General features: G+C 64.5%; 21 protein-coding genes and 3 pseudogenes. 8 read left to right on the forward strand and 16 right to left on the reverse strand.

The window, feature by feature from the left end; translation table 11 throughout:
* A partial coding sequence (locus GVY64_RS38365) for a hypothetical protein (RefSeq protein ID WP_236567501.1) occupies positions 1 to 182 on the forward strand: 182 nt, incomplete at its 5' end.
* A gap of 399 nt (positions 183 to 581) precedes the next feature.
* Here the strand turns inward: GVY64_RS38365 and GVY64_RS35180 are convergent.
* The gene (locus GVY64_RS35180; protein ID WP_159850772.1) at positions 582 to 878 is read right to left on the reverse strand and encodes a hypothetical protein; all 297 of its coding nucleotides are present in this window, start codon (positions 876 to 878) and stop codon (positions 582 to 584) included.
* Positions 879 to 1,534: 656 nt separating this feature from the next.
* Between GVY64_RS35180 and GVY64_RS35185 the strand changes: the two genes are divergently transcribed.
* The gene (locus GVY64_RS35185) at positions 1,535 to 1,795 is read left to right on the forward strand and encodes a hypothetical protein (RefSeq protein ID WP_159850774.1); all 261 of its coding nucleotides are present in this window, start codon (positions 1,535 to 1,537) and stop codon (positions 1,793 to 1,795) included.
* Between the two features lie 154 nt (positions 1,796 to 1,949).
* Here the strand turns inward: GVY64_RS35185 and add are convergent, their stop codons facing one another.
* Positions 1,950 to 3,233: an adenosine deaminase gene (gene add, locus GVY64_RS35190; RefSeq protein ID WP_201298307.1), complete on the reverse strand. Its 1,284-nt coding sequence runs from the start codon at positions 3,231 to 3,233 to the stop codon at positions 1,950 to 1,952.
* Between the two features lie 126 nt (positions 3,234 to 3,359).
* A complete protein-coding gene (locus GVY64_RS35195) occupies positions 3,360 to 3,947 on the reverse strand; it encodes a recombinase family protein (protein WP_159850776.1) in 588 nt (195 codons plus the stop codon).
* A gap of 347 nt (positions 3,948 to 4,294) precedes the next feature.
* On the opposite strand from GVY64_RS35195, the gene GVY64_RS35200 reads away from it, so the two are divergent.
* Together GVY64_RS35200 and GVY64_RS35205 are read left to right on the forward strand one after the other, a co-directional pair.
* A complete protein-coding gene (locus GVY64_RS35200; RefSeq protein ID WP_159850778.1) occupies positions 4,295 to 5,179 on the forward strand; it encodes a hypothetical protein in 885 nt (294 codons plus the stop codon).
* 44 nt (positions 5,180 to 5,223) lie between these two features.
* A complete protein-coding gene (locus tag GVY64_RS35205; protein ID WP_159850780.1) occupies positions 5,224 to 5,736 on the forward strand; it encodes a type VII secretion system-associated protein in 513 nt (170 codons plus the stop codon).
* A 113-nt stretch (positions 5,737 to 5,849) separates the two neighbouring features.
* On the opposite strand, the gene GVY64_RS38370 is transcribed toward GVY64_RS35205, so the two are convergent.
* The 10 genes and pseudogenes from GVY64_RS38370 to GVY64_RS38400 form a co-directional block, all read right to left on the reverse strand.
* Positions 5,850 to 6,089, reverse strand: a complete 240-nt coding sequence (locus tag GVY64_RS38370; protein WP_442939681.1) for a Tn3 family transposase — start codon at positions 6,087 to 6,089, stop codon at positions 5,850 to 5,852.
* Complete coding sequence (locus GVY64_RS38375) at positions 5,975 to 6,451, reverse strand: Tn3 family transposase (protein WP_328821054.1); 477 nt, start codon at positions 6,449 to 6,451, stop codon at positions 5,975 to 5,977. The genes GVY64_RS38370 and GVY64_RS38375 overlap by 115 nt, the downstream gene beginning before the upstream one ends.
* Before the next feature lie 25 nt (positions 6,452 to 6,476).
* Positions 6,477 to 7,061, reverse strand: a pseudogene (locus tag GVY64_RS38380) (Tn3 family transposase); the annotation flags it as partial.
* A gap of 383 nt (positions 7,062 to 7,444) precedes the next feature.
* Entirely contained in the window at positions 7,445 to 7,882 is a 438-nt protein-coding gene (locus tag GVY64_RS35215) for a hypothetical protein (protein WP_159850782.1), read from the reverse strand.
* A 49-nt stretch (positions 7,883 to 7,931) separates the two neighbouring features.
* Positions 7,932 to 8,819: a hypothetical protein gene (locus GVY64_RS35220; protein WP_159850784.1), complete on the reverse strand. Its 888-nt coding sequence runs from the start codon at positions 8,817 to 8,819 to the stop codon at positions 7,932 to 7,934.
* A gap of 7 nt (positions 8,820 to 8,826) precedes the next feature.
* Positions 8,827 to 9,855 carry a site-specific integrase gene (locus GVY64_RS35225; RefSeq protein WP_159850786.1) on the reverse strand — a complete coding sequence of 343 codons (1,029 nt, stop codon included), beginning with the start codon at positions 9,853 to 9,855 and terminating at the stop codon, positions 8,827 to 8,829.
* 221 nt (positions 9,856 to 10,076) lie between these two features.
* Positions 10,077 to 10,262, reverse strand: coding sequence for a hypothetical protein (locus GVY64_RS38815; protein ID WP_159850788.1), 186 nt, complete (start codon positions 10,260 to 10,262; stop codon positions 10,077 to 10,079).
* Positions 10,183 to 11,009: pseudogene (locus tag GVY64_RS38390) on the reverse strand (Tn3 family transposase). Before GVY64_RS38390 ends, GVY64_RS38815 begins: the two are co-directional and overlap by 80 nt.
* Positions 10,999 to 11,544, reverse strand: coding sequence for a hypothetical protein (locus GVY64_RS38395; RefSeq protein WP_236567503.1), 546 nt, complete (start codon positions 11,542 to 11,544; stop codon positions 10,999 to 11,001). The pseudogene GVY64_RS38390 and the gene GVY64_RS38395 overlap by 11 nt, the downstream one beginning before the upstream one ends.
* 242 nt (positions 11,545 to 11,786) lie before the next feature.
* Entirely contained in the window at positions 11,787 to 11,981 is a 195-nt protein-coding gene (locus GVY64_RS38400; protein WP_236567504.1) for a hypothetical protein, read from the reverse strand.
* A 799-nt stretch (positions 11,982 to 12,780) separates the two neighbouring features.
* On the opposite strand from GVY64_RS38400, the gene GVY64_RS39325 reads away from it, so the two are divergent.
* Both GVY64_RS39325 and GVY64_RS35250 read left to right on the forward strand, forming a co-directional pair.
* A complete protein-coding gene (locus tag GVY64_RS39325) occupies positions 12,781 to 13,131 on the forward strand; it encodes an IS3 family transposase (RefSeq protein WP_159850792.1) in 351 nt (116 codons plus the stop codon).
* Positions 13,128 to 13,556, forward strand: a complete 429-nt coding sequence (locus GVY64_RS35250; protein WP_159850794.1) for an integrase core domain-containing protein — start codon at positions 13,128 to 13,130, stop codon at positions 13,554 to 13,556. The genes GVY64_RS39325 and GVY64_RS35250 overlap by 4 nt, the downstream gene beginning before the upstream one ends.
* Before the next feature lie 145 nt (positions 13,557 to 13,701).
* Here the strand turns inward: GVY64_RS35250 and GVY64_RS37485 are convergent, their stop codons facing one another.
* Both GVY64_RS37485 and GVY64_RS35255 read right to left on the reverse strand, forming a co-directional pair.
* The gene (locus tag GVY64_RS37485; RefSeq protein ID WP_201298308.1) at positions 13,702 to 13,863 is read right to left on the reverse strand and encodes a hypothetical protein; all 162 of its coding nucleotides are present in this window, start codon (positions 13,861 to 13,863) and stop codon (positions 13,702 to 13,704) included.
* Positions 13,864 to 14,171: 308 nt separating this feature from the next.
* Positions 14,172 to 15,107: a LysR family transcriptional regulator gene (locus GVY64_RS35255; RefSeq protein ID WP_159850796.1), complete on the reverse strand. Its 936-nt coding sequence runs from the start codon at positions 15,105 to 15,107 to the stop codon at positions 14,172 to 14,174.
* 71 nt (positions 15,108 to 15,178) lie between these two features.
* On the opposite strand from GVY64_RS35255, the gene GVY64_RS35260 reads away from it, so the two are divergent.
* Together GVY64_RS35260 and GVY64_RS35265 are read left to right on the forward strand one after the other, a co-directional pair.
* Positions 15,179 to 16,126 (forward strand): serine/threonine dehydratase, encoded by a 948-nt coding sequence (locus GVY64_RS35260; RefSeq protein ID WP_201298309.1) that lies wholly within the window; start codon positions 15,179 to 15,181, stop codon positions 16,124 to 16,126.
* Between the two features lie 501 nt (positions 16,127 to 16,627).
* Positions 16,628 to 18,025: an amino acid permease gene (locus GVY64_RS35265; protein WP_159850798.1), complete on the forward strand. Its 1,398-nt coding sequence runs from the start codon at positions 16,628 to 16,630 to the stop codon at positions 18,023 to 18,025.
* A gap of 300 nt (positions 18,026 to 18,325) precedes the next feature.
* Here the strand turns inward: GVY64_RS35265 and GVY64_RS35270 are convergent.
* A pseudogene (locus GVY64_RS35270) lies at positions 18,326 to 18,496 on the reverse strand (IS256 family transposase); the annotation flags it as partial.

Below are 18,496 nucleotides of genomic sequence, written 5' to 3' on the forward strand. Positions count from 1 at the left end.
AGCTTCTTCTGATCCACCGCATCCACCACGGATTCGAGTGTCTCCGACATCAAATGATCCTTCCCGCCGAACCCTCAGGCTCGGCCAGTCAGACCGAGATCAGATACACCGGAGATCAGACACTCCCGGAGCTGCAGCTGTACCAGATCCGCCAGCAAGCCCGTCAGCTGGCAGGCCGCTGAGCGGGAGAGGCCGGATAGGAGAGGGCTTCTGTGAGGACGGTGCCGGCGCGGCGGCGCATCGGGAAACCGGTGCGGCCGCTGCCCGGCACCATCCCGGTGCCTGGGAGTGAGTGGTCACTGGTGCACCATCCTTTCTGCGGGCCCTTGGATGGGGCTTGTGGTAGGAACTAGGTCTAAAACTGACAGAGGTTGTTGACAGTTTGGGCTCCTGATATGAAGAGGAGTCCTTATGGCCGAACGTGTTTGGAGTGAGAAGGACCTGGCCAGGCGTGCGAATCGGCGCTTGGCCGTTCTCCGGCATGCCGAGGAGGTCAGCGGCAATGTCGCTGCGACATGCCGCTACTACGGCATCAGCCGCAACGTCTTCTATCGCTGGAAACTAGGACAGGGCCGTTGCGCTCATGCGGCGCCGGCAGCAGGATGTTCGTCAGACGACAGTGGCGGCAGGCCCAGCAGCTCGCGGCCGCGGTTGATCATCTCCGGCGGCGGTCGGCCGCCGTAGACGCATTCGATGGTGGCCAGGGACTTCCGCCGATCGACAGCTGCCTGGATCGACTCGGCGACGAACGCGCTCACCGACTCGATCGTCCCGCCGTCGCGCCAGGTGTCGAGAGTGACCGCGACCTCTTCGGGCACGGTCAGGAGTTCTGATACCTGACGTGCCGACCGCAATGCTCTGCCTCCACGTGTAGACACGGGCCTGCACCAAACATAGCTGATCGATAGCTATTAAGCGCGTATTTGTCTGGTTGCGGCAGCCAATTCATTGGGGAGCGGGAGTTGGGTCCAGTCGCGTTGTATCCGTCGCTAGCTGGGAAGTGGGGCTTTCATCGGGCACTTCGCCCAGAGTCGAGCCTCAAACGCGGAATCCGTCGCTAAGGAGTTGCTTGGAAACCCTGCGATGTGGTGAGCTCCACCTCGGCGTCCAGGGGCGCGAGGCACCGAAGACTGCACCTCCGGCAAACCGGTGGCTGGGACTCAGCCGGTGTGCGGGGGTCTCGGGTAGTCAGACATCGTTCCCGTCCCAGATGTCGCCCGGGGCCCTCGCGCCCGCCGCCGTCGTCGAGATGCCCCGGATCGTCATCACCGCTGTTCCCGCCGCTCCGCCTGGATCGGAGTTGCCGTAATCGTGTGGGTGGTCCTCAGGACAGAACTCGGTCCTCTGAGAACGGCATAGCGAATGGGGCTTTTGCTCAGCGGCAGCCTCCGCGGCTGCGTCCTCCACCCGCCTACTTTCCGAACCATATGCGGAGGACCTTTCGGTGGTGGGAGCGATACTCGGAAGGAGGGCGGCTCGACTCAAATCTGATTGCAGGGTGATGGTCTCAATGATCCGGCGTGATGATCGCGGTGTGTTCGAGGCGGAGGTGGGCGGTCTGGTCGTGCGGGGGTGGTCATCGACGGCACAGGACATGGCGGCGCTACTGGCCCGCTACGGCGTCGCGGAATCGGAGTCGACCGGTGCGGCGGGGTCGCGGGAAGTGGCGGCCGCGGAGTGGGGTCATGTGCGCGCGGGCAAGCTAGAGCACGACGCTGAGGACTGGAATGAGTGGTTCCGCGCGGTTGCCGAGGGACTTGAGCGGGAGCTGCTGCGGGAAGGTTGTCGCAGCTGAGGTCCCGGATTCCAGTAGAGCCGCAGGAGCTGGTGGGGGTGGCTGGCCGAGCACACCGAGCGGGTGAACGCGATGACGCCGCAGGTCGACGAAGTAGTGGTGTTCGATATCGGGGACCGGTCATGGTGTCTGGCGAGCTGGTGGTAGTGCGAGGTTAGGCGACGCGGTCGCGTGGATCGCCGAACGCCGCCTCGCCGACCTCGTGCAGTTGCTGCCGGATGGCGTCGTCGCATAGGGCGCCGTCGACCCCGGCTCGGTAGGCGGAGGCGGGGCTGATGCCGAGTTGCTCGGCCAGTTCGTATTCCTGGCCGAGGGTGGTATCGAACAGGGCTGGGTCGTCGGTACCGATACTGCAGCGGACGCCGGCCTCGTGCAGTCGCGGTAGTGGATGCTCGGCGATATCGCCAACGACACGGGTGCCGACGTTCGAGGTCGGGGTGACGCGAAGCACGATGCCCCGGTCCACGAGCTCGGCCATCAGGGCGGGATCGCTGGCGGCGGCGATCCCGTGTTGCAGCCCGTCTGGATCCCAGCGCAGGACATCTCGGATGGCTTGGACGCCTCCGGCTTCCCCTGCGTGTGGCACGATCCCCAGCCCACCGTCGCGGGCTATCGCCACCGCTCGATCGAACTGCGAGACGTCGCCGCGTCCCAATTCGTTGCCGCCGGCGTCCAAGCCGACAATGCCTCGTTCTCGGTAGCGCACAGCCCACTTGGCGCATTCTTCGGCTAGATCGGGTGGTCCTCCCCAGATCATGGAAGGCATTGCCCGCACGGTGACACCGTAGCGTTCGGCTGCTGCGGTGATGCCGTCTGCGACGCCGTTGAACATCGCTGGGTAGGGGATGCCGTCCCATTTGTTGCGGTTGATGGGAGAAAAGGTGGTTTCGATGTATTCCACGCCGTGGGACTTCGCCTCACGGGCGTAATCGATCACTGCTTGGCGGAAGTCGTCTTCGGTGCGCATGGTGCCGGTGGTGGTGCGCCACATTTCGAGGAAGTGGTTGAAGTCGCGGTACTGATACATCTCCGACAGCGCCTCCACGTTGTCCACAGGCAGGACCACACCGTTACGGCGGGCCATGTCCAGTAACGTCTTCGGTCGGATCGTGCCCTCGAGGTGCACGTGTAGTTCGATCTTCGGATACGGGTCCGACGGTCGGCTGCGAGGCGGGGGTGCGCCGCCGGAACCGCCGCTTGGGCCTTCCGCAGGACGGTCGGGATGTGCGGTCCGCGAGCGCGACGAGTCACCGGTGTCGAATTCACGGCGAAACCCTCTGTCGGCGTTTCGAAATTCTTCGGCTGCATCCTTGGATAGACGAGCGAAGGGCCTGGTGCCGTGTTCGGCCTCAGCCCTTGCCATTCTCGTCATGCTGCTGCTCAACTCTCGGGCGGCTTGAAGAGCTGCCCGCGCAATCTCATCTGATCGGATCAGCAAAACAACGCCCTCTGCTGCCCATCACAGCTAACGTGAGAGTCCGTATTTGCCGCGGGGGTTGCGCCCGCGCCCTGGGATGCTTCCTTGCGTATCTATCGGTGCTGGGGTTGCTGTTGGGTGAAGGCGTCACTGCAGCTGTGTGGCTTGGTCGCGTTGGAGGGCGCGGTAGATGGTGGGCCGCGAGACGCCGAACACCTCGGCGAGGTCGGCGACGGTGTACTCGCCACTGCCGTGCATGCGCCACAGCTCGGTGCGCTGCTTGGCCGAGAGCTTGGGTTGGCGGCCGCGGAGGCGGCCTTTGGCGCGGGCCACGGCCATGCCCTCCCGGGTACGCATCCGCATCAGGTCGACTTCGAACTCGGCGAAGGTGGCCAGGATGTTGAAGAACGTCTTGCCCATCGGATCCTGTGGGTCATAGACCTGCCCGCCGAGCGACAGCTTGATACCCCGGACGGCCAGGTCGTCACCGATCGCCCGCGCATCCGGCACCGAGCGCGCCAGCCGGTCGAGCTTCGGCACCACGAGGGTGTCACCGGCACGGACCGCCGCGAGCGCCTGATCCAAACCAGGGCGCTGACGGTTGGTGCCGGTCAGTCCGTGGTCGAGATAGATGCGTTGCTCGGCGACACCGAGCTCACTCAACCGGTCGCGCTGGGCGGTGAGATCTTGGGCGTCGATGGAGCAGCGGGCATAGCCGATCAACGTGCCGGTCATGACCGAAAGCGTAACGGATAGCACCCCATCATTGAGAATCCATCCGTACCACGTATGTGAGACAGCATTCGTCCTTGCGGCGGCCCGCAGTTACCGTCCCGGCGGAGTGGCTGTTGAAGGATCCCCTAACGGACACCCCGCTCGGCCCGTCCCACTTTGCACTTTATGACAGCCTCGGGAGTTCCAGGCCATGATGGCTGGCCGCCCATGATCCCAGCAGTGAGAAGGTTGGTCGTGCGGTCGGTAACCTCGGCACTGTCGTATGCATGGTCTGCCGAAAGTGAAGTGTTGATCACCCTGCTGAGTTCCTGCGCGGAGTCCACTTCCGGACCGGTCGGGACTCGCTGATGTCCAGGTTCTCTGCGCTGTTGGTGCGGGCCGCCGAACGAATCGGCGTCAGCGCACACAAGGCGGTGAGGGTGTATTCCGGACGCACTGGTGAGACCACAGGCGGAATTCGGCTGGCTGTGTGGAAGCACTCGGCCGCTGACGGCGAAGGCAGGCGATCGATTGCAGCGGCGGGCACGGATCTGATGTTGTCTGGCACGACCGCCAAGGGAAAGCCGGTGTTGTTCCAGCCTACGAACGTGAAAAGCGTTGCGCTCAAGGACGCCAACGGAGAAACGATCGGAGTGATGTTCCCGAGCAAACCCAGCGACGACACATCCGGGAAATGGGCGAGCGCTCCGACGAGAAACGTCGACACCACAGTGACTCGGGGGTTCGTCGACGTCGAGAAGGCACGAGTCACCAAACAACTTGCCTTCATCGCCGAAGAACCGGAAACAGCGCCATGGGCGCAGACCACGACGCCCAAGCGACCGGTGTATGCCCAAGCACACGCCGATCCCGAGGTCTTCGTGGTGAAGGCCAACCTCGGGTCTCGCTTGCTGCCGCGGTGGACAACTGTCGATGTGGATGGTGAGACATACGGCAAGATCTTGGCGACGAACGAACACTTCGCGCGGGCGGCTGGGGCAAGCCCCGGCGCCCCTGTGGTACTGGTCTCATGCGATGTGGGTGACGGGGCGATGGTGGCCCGAACGACGGCCGACTACCTGCACCGCACCGGTGCCGTGACTGGAGACATCTATGCCCCCAAAGGAATGACCGGTTTTTCTATCGAAAACGGCGTCTCCGATATGTACGTCACACTGCTGAAGCTTCGCGGTGACGGCACCGCACCCGGATTCGAAGTCTTCCCCGGGCCAGGCGCCGATACCGCAGGGTAGCCGAGCTAGCCAGCCGCAGAGAGGAATAAGGACTTATGGAGCCCATGCCCGGAGCGATCCGCCAGGACAACTGGTTCGTGCTGCTCGACCCGCACTGGCATGCCGATACTGCCGAAGACAACCCTCCACCGGAAGTAATGGTCGGCGGTTGGATGCTCGACGACCACGGCGCACTCGGCCCTTTCCACCCCAATCCCCGGTACGTGCCGCTCACCGACTCCACTCCCAGTGATCCCCTCGACGCGCTTGTTCAGCTCATCGCGCAAGGCGAAGACCGTGGCGAGGAGATCGTGCCGACACTACAGAACTCGATAGTGCAGATAGCCTGCGACGACAACGACCAACCCGTGGTCGGTCCCGCTCCCGACGGAGTGCCGTGTGTTCTGGTCCTCACTGCCGAGATACACAAACAGCGACTGTCGGTCCCGCATTGGTGGCCGATCGTCGGCAAAAGATTGCCCGAGATCGTACCGCCGGGAGCAGACATCCTCGTGAACCCGGGATGCGACCGCCAGTTCCGGCTCACCAGCAGCGCCCTGCGTCCCGCCGAAGAATGATGAGATGAATCCGAGATCAGTGACAAGCTAACCGGCTGATCCGGTGACACTTCGCGCGACCGACGAAAACCGTCCGGCAGCAACAACCCACCAGCGACAGTTGAGGCGCTCTGTCACAGGTTCTCGTCGTCACCTATGTCGGGATCGCGCAGCGGCCGGTGTGCCGCCGAGATCGGGAAGATAAAACTGTAGTACCCGTCGATGCCGATGTGAGCCCGTATGAACGGTGACAACCGGGTCACGTCCGCGTCAAGGACCAGGTACTGCTGGGCGCGCAACTCGGCCAGGACGCGATCCATATAGACGGTGTTCCCCAGCACCACGCAGTTGACGACCAGCCCCAGCGCTGACAGTTGGTCTTTTCCATGCCTTCGTAGTAGGTGCGGGTCATTTGGCCTCTGCGGCCGTGACAGATTCGCCGCGCGGGGTCGTGGCGGCCCTCGGTGAGGATGGCTTGGGCTTTGATCTCGCGCCGGTAGGGTTCGTCGTCGGCCAGCCGCAGCACGTGCATTGGATTTGAAGATTCGTCCGACCTTTGGTCGGGCAGATTCGCCAGCTGCGGCCGGTATTGACGCCCGAGGAGGTGCGGCAGGCCGAACATGATGTCGCTGTAGGAGCCGGTGTCGGTAATGATCTTCTCGGGCACGGTGCCGCCTTGCTGGCGCAGCACCACATCGACCGCGTGCAGCGAGTCGCGCAGGGTCCCCGAGAGCACCTGCGCCGCAAGGCACTGCGGCTTGATCGTTGATCACGTTCAACCAGGTGATGCCGCGTTTGCGGCCGAAATACTTCGCGTTGGGGCGAGCGTGGATGGTGCGGGCCGGGACCACGAACCGCAACCCGTCCACCGAAGCCACCAGCCCACCGCCCCAAGCCTGCGCCAGCGGGATCCGCGCCTGGGCCTCGACCAGCGCGGTGTTGGCCGCGGCCAGGGTGTCGAACCGGAGGTAGGACTGATCGACGTGGTGCAGCCGGTTACGGGTCAGCGCCTCCACGCCGGGGCTGGTCACCGGCCCGAATCCGACGTTCATCGCGTGCGCACACAGCACAGCCCCGACCGACAAACCCAGATCGGCGACCCGCGCCGAGTCACCGGCGACATGAGAGAACGCCTCGGTGAACCCGGGATGCCTCGACATCACCTCCAGCACCAGCTCGGGCAGCTCGATATTCGGCAACATCGCCTCCACCCGCTGCCGAAGATCGATCAGACTCGGCGGGTCGGGGACCGCGATCCAGCGACGCAGCGTGCAGCTTGCCCTCGTCATCGACCGTCGCCGGGGTGTGGGTGTCCAACCGGGATGCGACCTCTCGGTACGCGACATCGAGCACCGCCGTGTGATCGGCGAGCATCCGGCCGGTTGCACCGACAGACCCAGCGCGTTCAAGCCCGCCTCTTCGACGACGACTCGACGAAGATATTGCGGTGCTTGATATGCCGGTGGAACTGCTCCAACACACAGAATGTATACGCGGCCCGGTCGACGGTCTCGGCCGACCGACCAGGGGTGTCGTTAAAGATCGTGTCAGGAGCGGCAGACGACTCTGTTGACCAGGTCAAAAGGCCGTTGGGGATCACACCTCGCCCGGTCGGGGCGGGGGAGTGCGTCAGGGACCCGTGTCGCCGGGTACCTTGTGGGGGATGTGGTACACGAACCGCAACGGTAAGCCCGGACGGACAGGACTGCCGTGACTCGCCAGTGAACAGTCACATGTTCTCTCGCACCGCGACCGTCTGAAGCAGGTCTGAGTGCAGGGAGAACTGCAGGACGAGTGTTCGGTTGCCATGTTGTTCGGAAAAGAATACGGCTCCGGCGGGCGGTATCCTCGGATTGAAAGTCATATGGTCGGTTGACAAGTCGAAGTAGCTTCTCAACTCCACTTCGGCCGCTCTGACCTCCTGGCGGATCTCCAGGATCACCATACTTCGGGGACTCTCCGAGGGATCGGCCAGTACACGGAAAGAGACGACCGAGAAAGCACCGCCTTCGGGCTGTCCTTCGAATTCGTTGCCGTACTCGTTAGTCTGGGTCACCTCATGCAGCACCACGGAGCAGGCGTCGGCGACAGCACCCGGGCCTAGGTGGCCAGGAATGGCCAACAACCGCCGGGCGATCGCATGTATCTCGCTGGCGAATCCCGTCATACCCGGCGGAACGAGCCCGTCACGATCTCGATCAATTTTTTGCCCCGTCCTAGTACTTTTCCCAGATCTTTTCGAGCAATTTACTGTAATGATCCGCAAAGGTGGGTGGTGGCGGATCGTGCCAATCCCCAACCCTCCCATCTGCCATCAACGCAGAAATTTTCCCGATCGCGTCGTCGGACATTCTACCATCTGCGGCATCGTATATTTCTTCGATACTTCTTCCGTAAGCGGGGGACCCGAAACCGACGAGCGGTCCACCCCGAGACGCGCTTTCGCTCTGAGCCTGCTGCAGAGACCAATGTGCGCGCGCCTCGGATTTGTAAATCTTGTCCAGATGGTATTCGATCCACCCCTCTTTGTCGTCCAGTGGTCCTGGTTTGAGGATTTTGAAGGGTTCTATGGTGTGCCCGGACTCGTAGGCGATGGCTACAGCGGTTTGCAGCGGATCTCCTTTGCGGCTGGGGTCGATGAGTATCCGTTTCAGTTCAGGAATTGTTTGAGTCCCACTGTGTTCCGGGCCGTACCTGATGGTCCATCCTTCGCGCGTGATATCGTGTATCCTCCGCAGCAGGCTGGGCGATGTGCGGATTATTGCATCGACTCCCGTTCCGAATTCTTTCCAGACCGCTCGCGGCAGCGAGATGATGTAGCCAGCCGCCATTTCCGGGGGGGCGTGACGACCAGGACGCATCTCGGCAATGGCGAGCGCGGTCTCTGGAGATTGGGATCGCGGCCTGTGTACCCGCCCTTGTTCCCACGCTTTCTCGATCTTGCGCTTGCCGTCCTGGTCGGTGTGCACCTTTTCATCGACATCCCGCCTGATCGAGCGAACTACGTCTTTGCCGGTGTTTTGTAGCGCCGCCGTTTCTATGCTGGTGAGGCGTTTCAGCTCCTTCATTGCCCAGGTCAAGGCTCTCGTTGCACCGTTGCTCATGCGAGCCTCACCACCGTGAGAGGTGGGGCTGTGCGGCGGCGGTGAGGCGCATGGCGAGCTCGTCCGGGCCGGGTGTCCAGATGGCCCTACGGGCGTCGATGTCGTCGAGTCGGCGGTGGGTGCCGTCCTTGCTGGGTGTCAGATACCGCTGCAGCGTGCGGCGGTCCTCGTGGCCGGACAGGTTCATCAGGTCGGTGTCGGTGGCACCGTCCTCCCCGACGTGGGCGAGCCGGGAATGACGCAGATCGTGCAGGTCCCACCCGCCGGTCGCGGCGCACAGGTGCGGGTCGGCGGTGCGGTAGCTCATCCGCCGGCGCCGGGTGCCCGGGTCGATGTCACAGACGGGTACGGTGCCGTCGTCGAGGGCTGTGCGAGACAGGAAGATCGGTCCGCTCCCGCGTCCGGTGAGCAGTTGGCCGAGCAAGCGTGCGGTGCGGATGTCGTAGAGCAACTCGACGGTCTTGCCGCCCTTGCGGCGGGTGCGGGCACGCCGGCTGGGACGGTCCAGGTCGGTGAGATCCAGGCGCAGGACTTCCTCGGCGCAGGCCGCGACAGCATACAGCATGGCCCACAGGGTTCGGTCTTCGAGGGGCCACCTTTTGTCGGCAATCAGGCGATCGATAGCTTCCCGGAAGCTGACCCGGTGGGCATCGGGTTTGGGTTGATGTTCTCGCCTCAGCCCGTCCAACACGACGGCGGCGTCGCCGACCCACTGCTGGGCCTGGGAACAGTTCAAGGCGCTGGCAACCGCGGCTCGTTTGGCGTTGAACGTCGCCGGACCACGGTGCTCCCACGCGGTGCGGATGTTGCGATGCAGCCGGTCTCGGCCTGATCCGTCGAGCTCGGCGAGGTTCGCGATACCCGCGAACGCGATCGGCAGCGCACTGATGTACGCGCGTACGGTCTCCGGGGAGGTGACGCTGCCGGAACGACCGCGATGGCTCGCGAGCCATCGCAGGTACTGCCCCAGCGCCGCCACGGTCGGTATCGCGGCCGAGACCATGGGAACCGGAATAAGACGTCGGGTGGGGGTCATCGGTCCACGGCTCCTCAAATGTCAGATAACACGCGGGAAAGGGGTGCCGCGCAGCAGGGGGTCTCCCCAGGGACGTCGCCCGGTTTTGTCAGATAATACGGTGTTATCTGACAATGCTCGGGACCGTTCCCAGTAGAAGCTTCAGCGGCGGCTGCGCTGCGGGCAGCCATGTCCGTGTTTCCTGGGCGTGGACAAGCACCGAGATCTGCTGCCTAATCGCCTCATCCGCTGAGTGTGAGGCGGCTGGTCATGTTCAGCTTGACCTCACCGTAGGGCAGAACATGGTCCCAGAAGAGGGGTGTCACACCCCGTTGTCGGCCGGTGTGGTCAGGGTGTCGCCGGTGTCCGGGGTCGTCGAGCAGGTCTTGGATCATGAGGGTGTTGACGTAGACCAGGGAGGCTTGCACGATCCGCAGGCACTTGCACGCTCAACTCATGCTCGTCGGCGCGGTTGGAGGCCAGCGCGCCAGTCTTGCCGTAATAGATCACGCCGTTGGCGCGGTTCCACGACTCGATCACGTTGAGTCCTTCTTCAATCTCGCGCTGCGACTCCCGGCTGCGCAGATACCGGCACAGAAAGATCGTTTCTGTGCTCTGCCCAGTTCGATCATCGCCTGATAGGTCGGGTGGGCGGCGTTGGCTTTCATGAACCGCCGCAAGATCACCTCGGTCGAGGCGGTGCCGGTGCGGATCGCGGTTGCGTACTTCACCATCTGGTCGTACTGCTGCGCGATCAGTTCCCACCGGATCGGGCGGGTCATCGTCGGCTGCAACCCCGGCCACAGGTCGGCCTCCCCAGCGGCCGGGCGGTAGAGCTTGCACTTGTTTATCCGCTTGATCCGCGGCAGAAGGTCGAATCCCAGCAGTTTCGTGACCCCGAACCCGATCTCGGACAGGTCGTGACTATCGACGTAGTTCGACTCGACCTTCATCTGGGTAGCGTGGCGGACCGCGCCGTCGACCATCGCGTGAACCTCGCTGGCGGAGCAGTTGATGCGCTGCGAGTGGATCACCACTGAGCCTTTCTCGACCGACCAGTAGATCAGCACGCCGCGGCCGCTGTAGCGGGAGTGCCACTCGGTGAAGATTTTCTGATCCCACGACCGGAAGTGCGTCGAATCCGACGCTACCGCCGTCGAGCCCTCACCCCACACACTCGCCCGCCGGACCTGGAAGGTGGCGTTGGCGATCTCGATGCCGATCTGCCGCGCCGCCCTCCGCAGTCAGATAGCGGCGGCGCACGTAGCGGATGTCCTCCTCGCTGTGGTCGTGATCGCCGCCGGCCTCACCCAGGTGGGTGAGGCCGGAGTGTCTGAGTTCGTCCAGGTCCCATCCGGTCCCGGGACCGGTGACGGTGGTCGCGGCGTCGAGCAGGTCGCGGGCCTGGTCGTAGGACAGCCAGGCCAGCCCGGTGTCCGGGCACACGTCGCGGTCGGCGAGGTATTCGCCGGGCCCGGGTCGGCGGTGGGTGACGAACAGCGGTCCGTGGGTGCGGTCGCGGATCAGCCGGGCGGTACCGGCGTCCCAGTACACCGCTTCGAGGACATGCTCGTGATGGGTGGCACCCCGGCGGCGGGTGCGGGGTTTGACGCCCTTGGATTTCACCGGGGCGCAGCGTCCGGTCAGGTCGAGGTCTTCGATGTTGACCTGCAGAAGTTCCTCTGCGCGGGCGCAGATTCCGTAGAGCATCCGCCACAGTGTCTTCTCGCGCAGGTGGATGTCGCGGCGGGAGATGAGTCGGTCGATCGCGGTGCGGGACCGGACCGGGGTGCCGGAGTCCGGTGGGGTGGACCGCCCGGCCGAGGCCGGGACCGCGGGTGCGTTCCAGCCTTGTTCGCGGCATCAGCTCAGCCATTCGCCGACCGCAGCGCGGCGGGCGTTCCAGGTGTTCACCGAAGCCTTGCCCCACAAGGCCTCCAGCGCGGTGTCGGTCACCGCTGCCAGGGCCCGATGCCCGCACGCAGCCCGTCGGGGCCGCGGCCGTCGAGCTGGTCGGCGGTCTTGCCGATTGCGATGGTGTAGGCGCGGCGGGTGTTCACCGAGTCGATGGTGTCCGGGAACGCCTCGGCCGACGACCGGACAGTGCGAGGCGGCGCCGTCCGGATCCGGGTCACCGCAACTCCCATCCGCGCTGCCTTCCGTGCTTGCCCCGGATAACGGGGCCGCTTCGTGTCGCCGCCGCGACGGCATCGCTGCAGGATCCGATGATACCCGGATAACAGCCTACCGTCCGCCGGCCGGAGGGCACGCTCTCCCCGGCGCTTCCACCAAACATCTATGACCCGGCAAAACCCGTCATTCGATCCACATCAGGCTGCACAGGACCTGGAAAATTGCCCAAGCTGCGCCGTCCTCGCGGACACCATGGAAAGGCATCGGTCACGATGCACCGTAGGGGAATTTGCCAAGGGGGCTTCCATGGGCCGCAGCACCAGCCACCGCAATGCCTACAAGTGGCGGACCGATGAACGTAATTTGGAACTGGTCGAGCTGCTACGCACCGATTGACCCTCGCCGAGATCGCCGATCGGACCGGTCGCAGCATCACCGCGGCGGAAGCTCAGATCCGGAATCTGCTTCATTGCCGAGCTGCGCGTGCACAAACGCGACACCGAGCAGGTACTGCGGGAGTTGCTGCGGTCGGCGGACTACAACTGGCGCACCGTGCCCCGCGACCGGGCCCGCCGTGCACGCCAGGTCTACTGGGACAACGACATGAACGAAACCCAGCGGCAAGGGGGGAGCAGATGCGCCCGCTGCAGGAGCTCACCGTAACGCTCGCGGCAGCCGAACTCGGGCTGGAGAACGACGCGTTGCGGGAGATCGCTCGGGGAAAATTCTAAGCCCGGCGGCCAAGCGGCGGGCGGTGGGCATGCTCGTGCGGGTCAAGGGCGTGTCGAAGCGGTTCGCTTGCAAGGTCGTCGGGTGCATCGGTCCACCTTCCGGCGGCTGCCGCTCGATCAAACCCCGGGCGATCCCGACGCCGGCGCCAGGGCCTGGCTGCGCGAGTATGCGCGTGAGAACCCGTGTCATGGGTTCCGTCGGGCGTGGGCGGCGTTGCGGTTCGACGAGGGCCATCGGGTCAACCGCAAACGGGTGCATCGGTTGTGGAAGCAGGAAGGCCCGCAGGTGCGGGCGCATCACCGACGCAAACGCCTCGGGTCCTCGTCGGCGTCGGCGGTCACCGCGGATGCACCGAAGACGGTGTGGGCGTTAAATCCAGTTCGACTCCTCTGTCGATGGTCGGGCGGTGACGATCGCGTCGATGGTCGATGAACACACCCCGGGATTCGCTGCCGCATCTGGTGGAACGCTCCATCACCGGCGAGAAACTCGTCGCCGAACTCGCCCGGGTGTTCGCCACCCGGGGCGTCCCGAAGGTGCTGCGGTGCGACAATGGCCCGAAAATGTCATCCACAGCGCTGCAACGCTTTTGCGCCAACCGGATCGGGATCATCTACATTCCGCCCGGCACGCCGTGGAACAACGGCTACATCGAGTCGTTCAACCGCCGGTTGCGCACCGAGTGCCTCAACCGCAACCACTGGACCTGGATGCTCGAGGCCCGCGTGGTCATCGGCGACTTCATGACCGAGCACAACCTGGGGCACCGGCATTCGGCCCTCGGCTACCGGACACCGGCCGAGTACGCTGCGGCCTGCACCCACACCCACCATCCGGTGTGCTGCGGGATCGATTGAAACCGACGAAACAACCCGGGCTCTACTTCCGGGTGGCCGCGTTATCAGGGACTGGCCAATCACCTGTCGGCGTGGTGCCTGGGCTGCTCCACGTGCACCGACTGCACCCAGGCGCCTGCTACTGCGGCACCCCGAAGACGAGGACTCAGCTACCAACGCCTTTTGGTCCGCTGGCCTGTTCTTTCAGCAGCTCACAAGCTCGTTTCAGGATGGCGACCTCGTGCTCGAGTTCTCGGATGCGGCGCTTGGCCGCGGCCAGTTCGGACTGCTCGGCGCTGGTTGCGCCCGGCATCTGACCGGTGTCCATCAGTTCCTGTTTACGCCAGACATAGATCGTCTGGGTCGCTGATGCCCGGGTCCGCAGCTACCTGCGCGACCGGACGCTCGGCGGCGACCAGATCCAGCACCTTCCGACGGAACTCCTCGGGATAACGCCTTGTCAGGAACAAGTCTCCTTCGACGACTTCGTGACCAAAGGTCAAGCAAATCAACTCCGGAAAACCGGGGGAAGATCAATCACTCGGAGAAACGGGGAATGCACACATCACTAAGTGATGCTGGAGTACTAGATGGTGGCGCGCCCGACAGAGAAGACCTTCATCAGTTCGGCGACAGTCAGGGCGGACCGTTTTGACCGGCGGTGCTCGCAGCAGTGTGCAGGAAGGCAGCCAGTTCCCGGACCAGGCCGGTCGGCCGACGCCCGTGGACGATGCTGATCTCACGGGCCGGGGCGGGCCCTTGCAGATGGTGAACCGAGACGTGGCTGCGGTCGGCTCCGGCGAGGATGCTCGCGGGGACAAGCGCGATTCCCAGTCCCGCGCCGACCAGTGCCATGATGACGTGGTAGTCGGCGGACTCGTAGACGACGTGTGGCTCGATGTCGGCCCGACGTGCGAGTGTTTCCAAACAGGTCCTGTTCGGGATGCCGGGTGCCCCTGAAATCCATGTTTCGTTCTCGAGGCGAGTGAGGTTGATGCCGTGAGGTGCCGCACCTTGGGTGAGTCGGTGGCCGGCGGGCACCACCAGTCGCAGCGGGTCGTCGAGCAGTGATTGCCGGTCGAGTCCTGGATGCGGTGTCGGTGCCACGCCGGGATAGCGATGGGTGATCAAGACGTCGAGGTCACCGGATGTCACTAGTCCGTAGCCATCGGGCGGTTCCATGGCGACGAGCGACAACTCGGCACGAGGATGGCGGGATTGTAGCGCGGCAAGCGCTGTTGGCACCAGTAGTTGCGCCGCGGTGGGGAAGGAACCCAGCGCGAGACGCTGCGGCTGAGTTCCGAGCGTGGCGTCGAGCGCGGCGCGGGCTTGCCGGAGCTCGCCGATCACGCGCTCCGCGTGATCTACCAGGACCGCGCCGACCGGTGTCGGGGTGACGCCGTGCGGGTGACGTTCTAGCAGGCGTGCACCGAGTTCGGTCTCGAGTTTGGCGATCTGCTGTGACAGCGCCGAGGGCGTGAAGGCAAGTTTGCGCGCCGCTTCGGCGATGGATTTGGCGTGTGCCACCTCCATCAAGACCCGCAGGCGGTTGGCGTCGAGCTCTCGGACCATGCGGTAAGCATAAGCATTGCTAAATTCAGCTTATTGAACGTTGCTTGCGCTAATGGGGAGGCGCGCAGAGCATGAACTCCATGAAGAGCCCGACTGACAGTCCGGTAAAGGCGCTTTCGGTCGCCGATGTGTGTGCCGCTGCCGACAGAATCCGTCCTGGCATCCGTCGTACTCCGTTGCTCGATCTCGAGGTCGACGGTCGGCGTGTTCTGTTGAAGCTGGAGTACCTGCAGCGCAGCGGTTCGTTTAAACTGCGGGGCGCGCTCAACGCGATGCTCTCTGGGCCGCTGGACGACCCGGTGGTTGCCGCATCTGGCGGCAACCACGGCCTGGCGGTCGCGACCGCGGCGTCATTGCTGGGAGTGTCCGCGACGGTCTATGTGCCGCAGACGGTTCCGTCGGCGAAAGTGCGCCGCATCGAGGCTGCCGGTGCACGGCTGGTCCGGCACGGCGCCACCTTCGCCGAGGCTGTCTCGGCGGCATCGGAGGTTGCGGTGCGGCGGGGGTATCGGTTCTTGCACCCCTATGACGATCCAGCCGTCATAGCCGGGCAGGGAACCGTGGCGGCTGAGATCGTGGCCGATGCCGTGGATGTCGACACGATCGCAGCGACTGTCGGCGGTGGAGGGTTGGCGGCGGGTACGGCGCTGTCTGCAGGTAAGCGTGGTGTCGTCGCGGTAGAACCTGAGCATTGCCGCTGCCTGCACGACGCGCTCGCTGCGGGCAGGCCGACCGACTCGGCGGTGGACTCCGTCGCTGCCTCCGCGACCGGAGCAAGTCGGGTCGGCAAGGTCCCTTTCACTGTCCTCACCGCACACGATGTGTCCTCCGTTCTGGTCAGCGACGAGCAGATTCTGCAGGCCCGCGACAGGCTGTGGGAGGAGTGCCGGATCGCGGTCGAACCGGCCGCGGCGATCCCGTTCGCCGCATGGCTCGCCGGCCAGGTTCCCGGGGAACTGCCATGCCTGATCATCTGCGGTGCGAACGCCGACTGGACCGCCGGGTCAGGGCACACGTGAGTTGTCGGACCCCGCTCACGAAGTGATCAGCGGTGCTGAGTAGCCAACAGCCAGTTGGCCCACCCGCGAATAGAGCACGACCTCGACGAGCGAGGTATCACCTGGGTGCTCGACTAACGTCACGAACGGCGGAGGTGTCATTCTCGCTGCTGCGGAGCGACGGGCGCGCCCGCCGTGATGACCTCACTGTTGGAGAACACTTTTCAACACCGTCATCGAGATCTCCGACATGGCCCGTTGCGAGGGCATCCCTTGCCGGTGCCGCCGCCGACACGGTCGCCGAACAGCGCACCGCAGCCGAGCGCCATCGCTGAACAGTACCGCAGCCCACCCGACCAGGATCTCCGCGGATCATCGAGGTCGCCCTTGCGCTATACACATCGGTCGGCCCATCACCAATCGCCCTCCGCCTCTATTCGGCCGGACCCGGCCTCTTCACATCCCCACCCCAGCCCGCCATCGGCCCACAGCCAGGGCGGTTGACCCGAAAGTTGCACATTCATGCAGATCGAACAGCACGACGGTGGCCGCACCTCCCCGCGCACCACTTCCGAGGAGGGCTACCGACGGGGACTGAGCGCCCGCCAGGTCCAGATGGTCGCCATCGGCGGGGCCATCGGCACCGCACTGTTCTATGGATCCAGCACGGCCATAGCCAGGGTCGGGCCCAGCTTGATCGCCCTGTATGCGGTTGGCGGAGTCGTGGTTTTCTTCATCATGCGGGCGCTGGGCGAACTCATCATCTACCGGCCGGTCTCCGGTAGCTTCGCCGACTACGCTCGCGAGTTCTTCGGACCGTTCGCCGGTTTCACCACCGGCTGGTCCTACTGGGCATTGTGGATCACCGCCTGCATGTCCGAGGTGACCGCAGCAGGTCATTACATCAACTTCTGGTGGACCGGGATTCCCGTCTGGACCACCGCCGCTGCGGCTTTGGCCGTGCTATTCATCGCCAACCTCGTGTCGGTCAAGATCTTCGGCGAACTGGAGGTCTGGTTCTCCACCGTCAAAGTCATGGCGATCATCGCCATGATCGTGATCGGCGTCGGTGTCCTCATCTTCGGTTTCTCCGCAGCCGGTGACACCGCATCCCTCGCGCATCTGTGGTCCGACGGCGGATTCGCACCTCGTGGCGCCTGGCGGTCCATGCTGGCCATGCAGGTCGTCATCGTCGCCTACGTCGGAACTGAACTCGTAGGCGTCACCGCAGGTGAGGCTGAAAACCCGCGCCAGACCCTGCGTAAGGCGATCAACAGCCTTCCGGTCCGTATCGGCCTGTTCTATGTCGGCGCGGTGATCGTCTTGCTCTCAGTCTTCTCCTGGCGGCAGTACACCCCTGGTGTCAGCCCTTTCGTTCAGGTCTTCGCCTACGTCGGGATCCCCGGCGCTGCTGGAATCATGAACTTCGTCGTTCTCACCGCCGCCCTGTCGTCGTGCAACTCCGGCATCTACTGCACCGGACGTATGCTGCGCGACCTCGCGGCCAACGGGGAAGCGCCCCAGACGATGGGGAAGTTAGACGACCGCCAGGTTCCCCGGCACGCCTTGGTGCTGTCCACCCTGGTCATGGGAGCCGGGGTCATCGTCAACGTCATCTCACCAGACAAAGCGTTCCTCTACGTCACCTCGGTGGCCACCTGTGCGGGCCTGTGGACCTGGGTCGTGATTCTCGCCGCCCACCTGCGATACCGGACCAAAGTCCGCGCCGGCGCGCTGCCTGCCGCTGACTTCCGCATGCCCGGTGCTCCCATCACCAACTGGATCACCGTCGCCGTCCTCGGCGCCATCGTCGTCATCATGGCCATCGACGCCGACACCCGCCTCGCCCTCTACATCTGGGCGATCTGGATCGCCCTCCTCGGTGTCGGCTACCAGCTCACCAAACGTACTGGGTCATAGCCGCGCCTCCCCTGTGCAACCAGCGCCCGTCCCCGAATGGCGGGACCACCGCTTCCACGCGCACGCGACTTCACATGCGCTGGGTCACATTGTCGCGCTCGAAGCAGACAGATGCCAGGCAGACGTGGGACGGGTGACTCCGACTCGGCGGCGATCTGTGCTACGGGTGTAGCGGCGCTTGCCTTTAAGTCCAACAACACACCCCGGATGGGAGGACCAGGCCACCCGCACCCAGGACCGGGCCGGGCAGTGGGAGCTGCGGGAGTGTCCGATTAGCGGCGGATCCGATCCCGGTGTTGGTTAGTTTCCGGTCGGGGTGATCCGGCCTTCGAAGGTGATCGCGTAGGCGTTGAGGGCGGGTTTCCACCTCATCGCCCATCGTGCCTTGCCGCGTCCGGTGGGGTCGAGGGATCGGGTCACCAGATACAGGCATTTCAACGCGGCTTGTTCGCTGGGGAAGTGACCTCGGGC

Source organism: Nocardia sp. CY41 (assembly GCF_009829325.1).
GTDB lineage: Bacteria > Actinomycetota > Actinomycetes > Mycobacteriales > Mycobacteriaceae > Nocardia.

Excerpts from the sequence above, each read along its gene's own strand:
- GVY64_RS35195 (WP_159850776.1), bottom strand. The coding sequence starts at position 3,947 with ATGACCGGCACGTTGATCGGCTATGCCCGCTGCTCCATCGACGCCCAA.
- GVY64_RS35200 (WP_159850778.1), top strand. The coding sequence starts at position 4,295 with ATGTCCAGGTTCTCTGCGCTGTTGGTGCGGGCCGCCGAACGAATCGGC.
- GVY64_RS35205 (WP_159850780.1), top strand. The coding sequence starts at position 5,224 with ATGCCCGGAGCGATCCGCCAGGACAACTGGTTCGTGCTGCTCGACCCG.
- GVY64_RS35215 (WP_159850782.1), bottom strand. The coding sequence starts at position 7,882 with ATGACGGGATTCGCCAGCGAGATACATGCGATCGCCCGGCGGTTGTTG.
- GVY64_RS35220 (WP_159850784.1), bottom strand. The coding sequence starts at position 8,819 with ATGAGCAACGGTGCAACGAGAGCCTTGACCTGGGCAATGAAGGAGCTG.
- GVY64_RS35225 (WP_159850786.1), bottom strand. The coding sequence starts at position 9,855 with ATGACCCCCACCCGACGTCTTATTCCGGTTCCCATGGTCTCGGCCGCG.
- GVY64_RS38395 (WP_236567503.1), bottom strand. The coding sequence starts at position 11,544 with ATGCTCTACGGAATCTGCGCCCGCGCAGAGGAACTTCTGCAGGTCAAC.
- GVY64_RS38400 (WP_236567504.1), bottom strand. The coding sequence starts at position 11,981 with ATGGGAGTTGCGGTGACCCGGATCCGGACGGCGCCGCCTCGCACTGTC.
- GVY64_RS35250 (WP_159850794.1), top strand. The coding sequence starts at position 13,128 with ATGAACACACCCCGGGATTCGCTGCCGCATCTGGTGGAACGCTCCATC.
- GVY64_RS37485 (WP_201298308.1), bottom strand. The coding sequence starts at position 13,863 with ATGGACACCGGTCAGATGCCGGGCGCAACCAGCGCCGAGCAGTCCGAA.
- GVY64_RS35255 (WP_159850796.1), bottom strand. The coding sequence starts at position 15,107 with ATGGTCCGAGAGCTCGACGCCAACCGCCTGCGGGTCTTGATGGAGGTG.
- GVY64_RS35260 (WP_201298309.1), top strand. The coding sequence starts at position 15,179 with ATGAACTCCATGAAGAGCCCGACTGACAGTCCGGTAAAGGCGCTTTCG.
- GVY64_RS35265 (WP_159850798.1), top strand. The coding sequence starts at position 16,628 with ATGCAGATCGAACAGCACGACGGTGGCCGCACCTCCCCGCGCACCACT.